This is a genomic window from Nostoc sp. (genome assembly GCF_036917515.1).
Classification (GTDB): domain Bacteria; phylum Cyanobacteriota; class Cyanobacteriia; order Cyanobacteriales; family Nostocaceae; genus Nostoc.
Map to the genome: position 1 here is coordinate 23,104 of NZ_JBALDE010000073.1, position 10,330 is coordinate 33,433.

Here is a 10,330-nt window from a genome sequence, read left to right on the forward strand (position 1 = left end):
AATAATTATTCTTTTCCTTCTCCCTCATCCGATTCCCCACTCCCACTTTCTATTTCACTGGCCAAGGAATCATCGGATCGTTAGCTAGCTTTTTCGAGACTTCGTATGCACCAAAGCGGTTGAGGTGGCTAGGATCAGAAAAGAAATCATTTACTTTTGTCCACTGTTGGCTGAAATCACGATAAATAAAGTTGGAATTAGTAGCCAAACGCAACATATATTGCTGAAATTGCTGCTCATATTGTTTACGCACTGGATCTAAATAATCTCCTGTTAGAGGCATATTCACAAACACTAAGGAGATTTTATGAGACTGGGTAAATTGAAGCACCTCTTGGAAAGCAGCATCTTGCTGTCCTTCTACTTGGAAAGATTTATAGTCGTTGTCATAATTTCCGGTAACTCTAGAATGTTTTTGATAGTATCTCGCGGGATTAAAGCGAATAGATAAGGGTAGAAAGCCATCAACGTCAACCGCTTGCTGGGAAATACTTTCATCTGAAGTACCGTCTGTCAACTGTTTTTGCGATGTAACTGTCTGATTATTACCAAATATAAGCAATTGTTTTTGTAATAAACTTTTAATTTGGTCGCGGTTTTGATAGCTAGCAGAAACAGATCCTAAAACCTGATTTAACGATTGATTTACAGCTTCATAAGTACTAATCTCCTGTTTTTCTTGATTTGTTTTTTGTTCTCCCGAATTTACCATATTTTCTGGTAAATCATTGCTACTTGCCGTTGTTGGTGTTTTTTCAAATGCTTGTTTATAACCAGCGGATGCAGCAAGTGATTTAAAAGTAATATCCTCACGCCCGCCGTTGAAAGCACGCGCACCATCTGCCCAGATAATTATTTTGGGTAATTCTGATGGTTCTAAGACATGACGAATCACAAAGTCTACAACTTGTGCCGTAGCACCGTTAATCCCAAAGTTAAACACATCAAGATTTGGATAGCCTTGAGTTGCTAAAGCTTTAGAAAGTGCTGCGGGATCTACTCCTCTGAGGGCGCGGGAAGAGCCAATAATCAATATATCTGGCGGACTACCAGTTCTAGCTAAACGCTGTTTATACAGTGCTAGTTGCTCGTCTAACTGCCTGACATTAAAACTTGGCATCTGCGATCGCGCTGCTAAAAGAATAGCTGTTGCGGTTGCTTTTTCCTTCAGTGGTGCGGCTGGCAAATTATTTTTTGGAGTTTCATCACTTTGGGTAAATTCCGAAGCATTAAATACAGAACTCTGATTTGGAGGAGATTTTGTCTTGGAAGTGCTACTAAAAAATGTCGTTTTCTCACTCTGATTTTTTCCAGATGTCAAAGATGCCTTCTGCTCGGAAGATGATGAGAGGCTGGCGTTAGCAACTTTTGGCGTGGGCGTATTACGTGCAATAATTTGACCCAATAGCCAATCAGTTTGGAGGGTAAGTAATAATCCCAGCGCTCCCCAAACCAGAGCAGTTTTAATTCCTTGAACATCATAATTACGTTCGGCTGATTCGTTGCTTTCAGTAAATAGCTGGCTTTTCAACAGGAATTTTCTCGCAGTTGAAGTTGCTGTTGCTATCCAATCTCGCGCTACTTCTGTTACAAAATTTTGAACTTCTTTTGTCGTTAAGTCTGGGCGCAAAATTGGCTCACTAGTCTCAGATGTTACTAAATCGCCTATGTATATAGAAGTAGCAGCAAATTCTGGGGTTGCTTCCGGTACTAAACGTTGGCGATGTTCAAGATCGACGCCATAATTCCAAAAAGGTTCTTTATTGCCAGCACGGCGACCGTAGATACGTATTCCCATAATACCGGAAATTTTTAACTGGCGGATAAACTGCGTAATTTTGCTTACTACTTGTTGCCGCAGTGGACAAACAGGTGCATCACACATAATGTGCAATAAACCATTTTTGTTTAGTAGAAGTACGCGAATTCCACCTGTCAATAGTCGCCAATCCAAATCAGGATTGAGTAAGCGCTCTAGTAAAAAAACGATCGCTGGTTCATCGCCAGTATTTGCCAAATCTAATGGTGATATGGCAAAGGCGGGATGGTTGGTTGCAGGTAAAGTTAGCCAATCAATCCAAGTGGGTTCCTTGTCGCCTGCTTTTTGTCCGTATACGGTGGCGGCGAAAATGGCTTGAGGAGCGATCGCTTCTAGCTGCGGTAAAATCGCCTCTAAGCATACTACTTTGTCTGGGATCGGGGCAGTTCCTAAAGGATCGAAAGCTGGGATACAAAATATATGTAGCGTTGATTCTTTTAGAGAAACTTGGACACCAACTTTTAACCCTGATAGTACTTCAGCTAATAATCGAGCGATCGCTTGCACATCTCCCCAACGCGCCCACTCTTTAAGCATCACCTCTGGTGGTGTCAAATCCACCCGTAGCAGCCAATCAGGGGCAGTTTCACCGCTTACCTGAGAAACAATTACGGCATCTTGGTAGCCGGAAAGCTTGAGATAACGCAACTTTTGTGCTATTGGTTCGGCAAGCAAAGATGCATCAGGGCTATAGCTTGACTGGCAAAATATCCACAGGCGATTTTCTTCTGGCTGAGAATTCTTTGGCTTATATAGCTTAATCTTTGCCTGTACTGATACACCTAGCGTACTCAGAGTTTCGCTCAGATACCGAGCGATCGCCTCTGGATTACCTTGGCGTGCCAAACTTTCGTTAGAGACAATTAGCGCCCCACCCGATTGTTTTGATTTTTCCGAGTCTGCTAGCAGCGCTTGCTGCACCTGCTCAAGATGCTTATCTATTTGATTTAACTGAACCCGATGACACCATGAGGGGCGTTGTTCCCCTTTTCTGCGACCATAGACAAATACTTGATATATTGAGGTTTGTTCACTGTTTGTGAGGATATCTAAGTTTGTTTGCTGTAGTGCTTGCAGCAAATCAGACAAAGTACGCCAACGCTGCGGACATTCTGTACCTTCACAAAGAATATGAAGGTCATTTCCCCGCAACCGGACTTTCACTCCGAAAGTGTTGATCCCTGTTGCTTGGCTTACCCATTGCACTAAGGATTGCTGGCGATCTGGTACTACTGTTTTCATGCTCAGTTAACTTTACAGAAAGCGATGGTTGGGGGATAGTGCCTGCACTTGTAAACTAGAACCATAGGTTTATCACACTCTGACGTTTTTTTTTAACAATTTTGTTACCTTCGTAGCTCACAAAATCAGACAAGATAGTTTTGTATAGGTTGCAAGTCTGACTAATGTTGAGTTTTGCGTTTATTTTACTAATAGGGAGTCAAAAATCAGAAGTTAGAAGTTAGTAGTTAGGAGCTAGGAGTCAGAATAATTCTATATGACTGGCTGATGACTTGTCCTTTAAAACCGGACTTATGTTTCACTGCGCTAATGCCCCTGATGGGCGAAACAATAAGCTTATCTCATTTCAACTCCATCCCTTTCTCGTTGGAGTCATCCTAACTCCTAACTCCTTTTTACTCATAATTCCCATAACCAAAAATTAGCAATGCCTCCAACCAACCAACAGTCTTCGCCTAAACCCGCATCCAATCTGGATTTATTTCCCATTCCCCAATCATTACTTTTACAAATAGGTACAGCGTCTATATTACTGCTGCTGATTACCGGAAAAACTACAGTAAGAGCACTAGAAGCCATAGGAGAAGCTAGTGAAGAATTATTTCGAGGCGATCGCTTACCCAATCTAGACTTCCCAGATGAACCCGAAATCAATCAAGATGAGAAGATATACACCAAATAATTATTTGCTCAGGAACAACCCGGTAAGCACTAAGTACAAAACCTAGAACCGTAAACAGTAATTAGCTTTACAAGAATAGAGAATATGGGTTCCCTTTTATACTCTTCGTCTCAAACTGCGGATATATACCCGGTGTCGGAATTATTTTTGCGTCATCGTCTCCAGGTAGTGGAAGAATTGTGGGAGTCAGTTCTCCGGCAAGAATGCGGTCAAGATATGGTAGACTTGTTGCGTCAGTTGCGCGATTTATGTTCGCCAGAAGGACAAGCAACAAATGACCAAGCATCTTCAGCCGTCAAACTAATCGAACAACTAAATATCAACGAAGCAATTCGCGCGGCTCGTGCTTTCGCTCTGTATTTTCAGTTGATTAACATCATAGAGCAAGAATACGAACAACGGCAGCAATTGAGTCGCTATGAGGCAGAAACAGAAGCTACACCAGAAACACCAGCCAATGTTAATTATTCGTCTAATCAAAGGGAAGATGATGCGCCTGTAAGCAAGGGAATAGCAGCAGCCTTCCTCAAAAAGAATTATCTCGAAAAGGGGCAAGTCAAACCAAAAGGTACTTTTGCTGCCTTGTTTCCCTATTTATTCAAACTGAATGTCCCACCCCAGCAAATTCAACGTCTAATTGCACATCTGGATGTGCGCTTAGTTTTTACAGCGCACCCGACGGAAATTGTTCGTCATACCATCCGAGATAAGCAGCGACAGGTGGTACAACTTTTGCAAAAACTGGATACCTTGGCAAACCATTCTGGGACTACACCAGGAGCATATCCTTGGGAAGCAGCAGATGTCCGCGAACAATTAGTTGAAGAGATTCGCCTGTGGTGGCGTACAGACGAACTTCACCAGTTCAAACCCACAGTCCTAGATGAAGTAGATTATGCCCTGCACTACTTTCAAGAAGTTTTATTTGATGGCATTCCCCAACTGTATAAACGTTTCAAACACACTCTATCCAATACCTTTCCTAGACTAGAACCACCGAGTAAAAACTTTTGCTCTTTTGGCTCCTGGGTAGGTGCAGATAGAGATGGGAATCCATCAGTTACACCCGAAATCACCTGGAAAACGGCTTGCTATCAGCGCAAAATGGTAATCGGGAGATATATTCAGTCAGTGAAAAATCTGATTGAATTGTTGAGTGTGTCAATGCACTGGAGTGATGTTTTACCAGACTTACTGGAATCTCTAGAATCGGATCAGTCCCAGCTGAGTGAAGTATATGACGCACTGGCGCTGCGTTATCGACAAGAACCCTATCGGCTGAAACTAGCTTACGTGCTGAAACGGTTGGAAAATACTCGCGATCGCAATCTAGCTTTGTACAATCGGGAAACGCCAACAAATCAAGACAGCCCTCAGTATCGTTCGGGAGCCGATTTTTTAGCAGAACTGCGAATGATTCAGCGCAACTTGACAGAAACAGGTTTAAGTTGTCGAGAATTAGAAAATCTAATCTGTCAGGTAGAAATTTTTGGCTTTAACTTAACACAGTTAGATATCCGCCAAGAATCATCCCGTCACGCCGATGCGCTCAATGAGATCCTGGAATACCTGCAAATATTACCCCAACCTTACAACGAACTATCCGAGGAGCAAAAAGTTGCTTGGCTTACAGGCGAACTACAAACCCGCAGGCCATTAATTCCGGCAGAATTGCCATTTTCCGAAAAAACCAACGATGTAATTGAAACCTTTCGCATCGTGCGATCGCTGCAACAAGAATTTGGTCTAAACATCTGCCAAACTTACATTATCAGTATGTGCCGCGACGTGAGCGACGTGCTGGAAGTATTGCTTTTAGCCAAAGAAGCCAGACTTTTTGACCCCGCCCTTGCTGTCGGAACTATTCAAGTTATCCCCCTATTTGAGACAGTAGAAGATTTACAACGCTCCAGAAGCGTCATGCGGAAACTGTTTGAACTGCCGTTATATCGCGCTTTATTAGCAGGTGGTTACGAACAGACAAAAGCAGGTACAGATGAAAATTCACCCTCCCCTGCTCCCCTGCTCCCCTGTTCCCCTACCTCCTCCGTCACCCCTAATTTACAAGAAGTAATGTTGGGGTATTCTGACAGCAACAAAGACTCTGGTTTTTTAAGTAGTAACTGGGAAATTCATAAAGCTCAAAAATCACTGCAAGAAATAGCAGAAAACTACGACCTAAATTTACGGATTTTCCACGGACGCGGCGGTTCTGTGGGACGAGGTGGGGGCCCTGCTTACGAAGCAATTTTGGCTCAACCAGGTCATAGTATCAATGGGCGAATCAAGATTACCGAACAAGGAGAAGTTTTGGCTTCCAAATATTCCTTGTTGGACTTGGCTTTGTATCACATGGAAACCATCACCACGGCTGTGATTCAAGCTAGTCTACTGCGGACAGGGTTTGATGATATTGAACCCTGGAATGAGATTATGGAAGAATTAGCAGTGCGATCGCGACAACATTATCGTGCTTTAATCTACGAACAACCTGATTTTGTTGATTTCTTCCACGAAGTAACTCCCATTGAAGAAATTAGCCAGCTACAAATTAGTTCCCGCCCTGCACGCCGTCCATCTGGTAAAAAAGATTTAAGTAGTCTGCGAGCCATTCCTTGGGTATTTAGCTGGACACAAACTCGCTTTTTGCTTCCTTCCTGGTACGGCATTGGCACAGCATTACAAGAATTCTTGAACGAAGAACCAGAAGAACACTTGAAATTACTCCGCTACTTTTACGTGAAGTGGCCCTTTTTCAAGATGGTGATTTCTAAAGCTGAGATGACTTTGGCAAAAGTAGATATACAAATGGCACACCACTACGTCCAAGAACTCTCAAAACCAGAAGATCAACTTCGTTTTGCGAAAGTTTTTGACCAAATTGCCAGCGAGTTCTATCTAACAAGGGATTTGGTGTTAAAAATCACCGATCACAATCGATTGTTAGATGGTGATCCTGTATTGCAACGCTCTGTGCAGTTACGCAATGGTACAATTGTCCCCCTGGGATTTATCCAAGTTTCACTACTCAAGCGTCTCCGGCAGTCCCAAAATACTGCTACTTCTGGAGTTATTCATTCTCGTTACAGCAAAGGCGAGTTACTGCGAGGAGCATTGTTAACTATTAATGGTATTGCTGCTGGAATGAGAAATACAGGTTGATGGGGCATGGGGCAGAGGAGACAAAGTAACTTAAGTGATAATTTGCAACAAGTCTTTCCCCTTGTCCTCTTTCCCATGACCAATAGACCTCTTGCACAAATGCAAAATTCCCCCTCATCCCCCAACCCCTTCTCCCAAAATTGGGAGAAGGGGAGCCAATTTCAAAGTCCCTCTCCCAAGCTTGGGAGAGGGATTTAGGGTGAGGGCTTTTGATTTATGCAAGAAGTCTAATGACTAATGACCAATGACCAATGACAAATGACAAAAAATAAAATTTTAATTTGCACTTTCTTGGCGCTGTTATCAGGTTTTTTTGGTGCTTACACTAGTGGGCAAATCACCATAATGCTCCATAGCCAAAAGTGCCAAAACCAACCTTGGGGTTTAAAGGAGATGTGCAACGCTTGGATAACACCAGGAGCAATATGGCAAGGTAGCACAACAGGACTTTGGACAGGCACTATCTTAGGGGCTTTTGTTGGTGGTTTGGTGACGCGACAAGCCCGTGATTAGTCTAATTTCAAGAGGGAGTAGGGAGTAGGGATGGGGGAGTAGGGAAAGAAAAATATGGAATTTTTGGCTAATTAAAAACAGGGCATTTATCTTCTCCCTACTACAACCACTCCCTCTTTCAGGGGGAGGCTTCAAACCACTCGCTATGCAGGGTATTTTTTCTTTTTCCCTTACTCCCTACTCCCTGTTTTGGTGATACCAATTCAATTAATGATTGCAACACATCCTTGGGTAGAGACGCGATGAATCGCGTCTTTAGAGATTTTCAAATTGGTATGAGTTTAAAGATTGGCAGCTTTGGTGTCAGCAAGGCTGGTAAAATCTACCCATAGCGAAGAAGAGATAAATCACCATGCCTACCGAAACTAACCCAGGGAATCAAACTACTACAGGGGCTGATGCGATTGATGAAGCGATCGCACAGGGAATTGATTTTGATGGTTCTCCCATTCCGCCTGCCAAGCTAGAACTTTATGGTAAAGTTATGGCGCTAGAAGGTAACAGACAGCGCAGTGGTGTATCTAATACGATGCGATCGCGCATTGTACGAATTGGCGCAAAACACATTCCCCAAGCAGAACTTGACCAATTACTCGTAGATGCTGGTTTTGCAGCGCTAAAAGAGAAAGAAATTGCCTTTTTCTATAGTGGTAAATAAATAAAGTTAGGAGTTACAGCAGAATTCAGGATTCAGAAGACAGAAGGCAGCTATGTTCCCACGCTGAAAAACGTGGGATTGAAATCAATTTTTTACCTCACACATCTTAAATTGCCATCGGTATTTTGGCTTCTTGAGTATTTTCCTAATCTCGTCGAAAAGTGTATCTTCAGCAAGATATTGTCAATTTTGCCTTGTGTTTGAATTGGCAGATGGCTATATGTACTTGAGTAATAGCTGAAAGACTTGGAGAACACATGTCAGCAACTACGTCAAATTCAGAAATGCAATATCGAGTTATCGGTAGCACAGGCGAAAAAGTTTCCGCCATCGGATTGGGTGGTTGGCACATTGCCTTGAAGCACGTTGATGAGCAACTGGGTATCCGCATTGTTAGAACAGCGATTGATCGTGGCATCACCTTTATGGATAACAGTTGGGATTACAACGGTGGAGTCAGCGAGATTCGCATGGGAAAAGCGCTGCGCGATGGCTACCGAGATAAAGTGTTTCTGATGACGAAAATCGATGGTCGCTCTAAGAAAGAAGCCGCAAAACAATTAGACGAATCACTCAAACGCCTACAAGTTGATTGCATCGATCTTGTTCAGCATCATGAAGTGATTCGATACGAAGACCCCCATCGAATTTTTGACCCAGAAGGGGCAAATGCTGCCTTCATAGAGGCGCGAGAAGCTGGAAAACTCCGATACATCGGTTTTACTGGGCATAAAGATCCCCATATTCATTTACATACACTGGAAGTTGCAGCTGCTCACGGGTTTAAATTTGATACAGTGCAGATGCCCCTGAATGTAATGGATGCTCACTATCGGAGCTTTGCAAAGCTGGTTGTGCCGGAACTTGTGAAACAAAACATCGGCATTTTGGGGATGAAAAGCTTGGCAAACGGCATTCTTTTACGGTCAAAGACTGTAACGCCAATTGAATGTTTACACTATGCTTTGAATCTGCCAACATCGGTTGTGATTACCGGAATTGACAGTATGGAGATTCTAGAGCAAGCTTTTGAAGCAGTGCGGACATTCCAGCCAATGAACGACGAGCAAGTGCGATCGCTCTTAGCAAAAACGGCAGAAGCGGCATTACGCGGTGAGTTTGAGCCGTTCAAAACCTCATCAATCTTTGACAGCACTGCCCAAAATCCAGATTGGCTGGGAGAGGAACCACAGCGCATCCAGCAGTTGATGTCAGCGTAGATACTTTCTTAGTGTTGTCTGTGGAGGAAGTTCATAGGTTAATACAACACTAGAACATCTTCCAGTTTATTAATTGCGTAGGCGTAGCCCGTCGTAGACATCGCCACGTTATTTAATGCAACCCCCTGCAATGGCATTGTTTCGTATGACAATGCGATTGTTTCGGCTAACAATGCCATTGTTTTGACTAACAATGCGATTGTTTCGGCTGACAATGCCATTGTTGTGACTGACAATGCGATTGTCTTGACTAACAATGCCATTGTTTTGACTAACAATGCGATTGTTGTGACTGACAATGGCATTGTTTTGGCTAACAATGCCATTGTTTCCACCTGCAAAAATTAACTCACGCTTTTTTTAACCTTGTTCTATCTAAAAATCTCACTTTACTGTTAGATTTTTTGTTGTAATGGGCACATTAAAGGTATACACTATACCAATATACTTATATGCCCGCCCAAGATAAAACCCGTCGTTTGCCTTCTCAATTAATCAGTCAAGATATAAACTCATTTCACGGCTTGCGAACCATCAGTACATACAACACAACCCGTACTGATGCCTCTGTAGAAAACTTACAGCAAGCTTATCAAGCGATGTTGGCGCAGCAACAATCCGAAACTGAAAAACTTACTTTATATCGTGCTGCGGTCGATGCGGCGCGATTAGCAGAATGGGAATTTCATAATGCTGTATTAGCGATGAAAGAAGTAATCCGCGGACAATATGGTTCAGATAGCGATCAAGCTCAAGCCGTTGGACTGAAGAAAAAATCAGAACGCAAGCGTCCTAATCGTAAAAAGTCAGTTGCGATTGTAAGTTAATTAACCCAAGGGCGATCGCTAACTTTTCGTCTAGCTGTCTAAATGTAGCTCACCGTAGGTATCGCCCGTGTCGAAAAATTGTAATTTGTTTAAACCGACTTTTGATTAGTAGAAAATATAGCGGTTCTCAGTTGGGTGCAATATAGTAACAGCAGTGGGTGAACCATCCAATAATGTCTTTTTTAGTTACCGCATTCAGAGCATTTG

Annotated in this window: 8 protein-coding genes; 6 read left to right on the plus strand and 2 right to left on the minus strand. The window is 42.8% G+C overall.

Annotation, left to right across the window (positions count from 1 at the left end; translation table 11 throughout):
- Positions 1-49 precede the first annotated feature (49 nt).
- Complete coding sequence (locus tag V7K89_RS08725; protein WP_335186256.1) at positions 50-3,061, minus strand: DUF1574 family protein; 3,012 nt, start codon at positions 3,059-3,061, stop codon at positions 50-52.
- Positions 3,062-3,488: 427 nt separating this feature from the next.
- Here V7K89_RS08725 and V7K89_RS08730 point away from each other — a divergent pair, with 427 nt between their 5' ends.
- The 5 genes from V7K89_RS08730 to V7K89_RS08750 all read left to right on the plus strand — a co-directional run bounded on the left by V7K89_RS08730 (position 3,489) and on the right by V7K89_RS08750 (position 9,296).
- Positions 3,489-3,743 (plus strand): hypothetical protein, encoded by a 255-nt coding sequence (locus tag V7K89_RS08730; protein WP_335186259.1) that lies wholly within the window; start codon positions 3,489-3,491, stop codon positions 3,741-3,743.
- A gap of 84 nt (positions 3,744-3,827) precedes the next feature.
- Positions 3,828-6,905: a phosphoenolpyruvate carboxylase gene (gene ppc, locus V7K89_RS08735; RefSeq protein ID WP_335186261.1), complete on the plus strand. Its 3,078-nt coding sequence runs from the start codon at positions 3,828-3,830 to the stop codon at positions 6,903-6,905.
- 258 nt (positions 6,906-7,163) lie between these two features.
- Positions 7,164-7,418: a hypothetical protein gene (locus V7K89_RS08740; RefSeq protein ID WP_335186263.1), complete on the plus strand. Its 255-nt coding sequence runs from the start codon at positions 7,164-7,166 to the stop codon at positions 7,416-7,418.
- A 352-nt stretch (positions 7,419-7,770) separates the two neighbouring features.
- On the plus strand, positions 7,771-8,076 hold the full coding sequence (locus V7K89_RS08745) for a small RNA NsiR4-regulated ssr1528 family protein (protein ID WP_335186265.1): 306 nt from the start codon (positions 7,771-7,773) through the stop codon (positions 8,074-8,076).
- 257 nt (positions 8,077-8,333) lie between these two features.
- On the plus strand, positions 8,334-9,296 hold the full coding sequence (locus V7K89_RS08750) for an aldo/keto reductase (RefSeq protein WP_335186267.1): 963 nt from the start codon (positions 8,334-8,336) through the stop codon (positions 9,294-9,296).
- Between the two features lie 108 nt (positions 9,297-9,404).
- On the opposite strand, the gene V7K89_RS08755 is transcribed toward V7K89_RS08750, so the two are convergent.
- The gene (locus V7K89_RS08755) at positions 9,405-9,641 is read right to left on the minus strand and encodes a hypothetical protein (protein WP_442941615.1); all 237 of its coding nucleotides are present in this window, start codon (positions 9,639-9,641) and stop codon (positions 9,405-9,407) included.
- Between the two features lie 107 nt (positions 9,642-9,748).
- Between V7K89_RS08755 and V7K89_RS08760 the strand changes: the two genes are divergently transcribed.
- Positions 9,749-10,123, plus strand: a complete 375-nt coding sequence (locus tag V7K89_RS08760; RefSeq protein WP_335186270.1) for a hypothetical protein — start codon at positions 9,749-9,751, stop codon at positions 10,121-10,123.
- The last annotated feature ends 207 nt before the right edge of the window (positions 10,124-10,330 follow it).

Bases quoted from the DNA above. Each gene is read 5' to 3' on its own strand.
- V7K89_RS08725 (WP_335186256.1), bottom strand. From the start codon at position 3,061: ATGAAAACAGTAGTACCAGATCGCCAGCAATCCTTAGTGCAATGGGTA.
- V7K89_RS08730 (WP_335186259.1), top strand. From the start codon at position 3,489: ATGCCTCCAACCAACCAACAGTCTTCGCCTAAACCCGCATCCAATCTG.
- ppc (WP_335186261.1), top strand. From the start codon at position 3,828: ATGGGTTCCCTTTTATACTCTTCGTCTCAAACTGCGGATATATACCCG.
- V7K89_RS08740 (WP_335186263.1), top strand. From the start codon at position 7,164: ATGACAAAAAATAAAATTTTAATTTGCACTTTCTTGGCGCTGTTATCA.
- V7K89_RS08745 (WP_335186265.1), top strand. From the start codon at position 7,771: ATGCCTACCGAAACTAACCCAGGGAATCAAACTACTACAGGGGCTGAT.
- V7K89_RS08750 (WP_335186267.1), top strand. From the start codon at position 8,334: ATGTCAGCAACTACGTCAAATTCAGAAATGCAATATCGAGTTATCGGT.
- V7K89_RS08760 (WP_335186270.1), top strand. From the start codon at position 9,749: ATGCCCGCCCAAGATAAAACCCGTCGTTTGCCTTCTCAATTAATCAGT.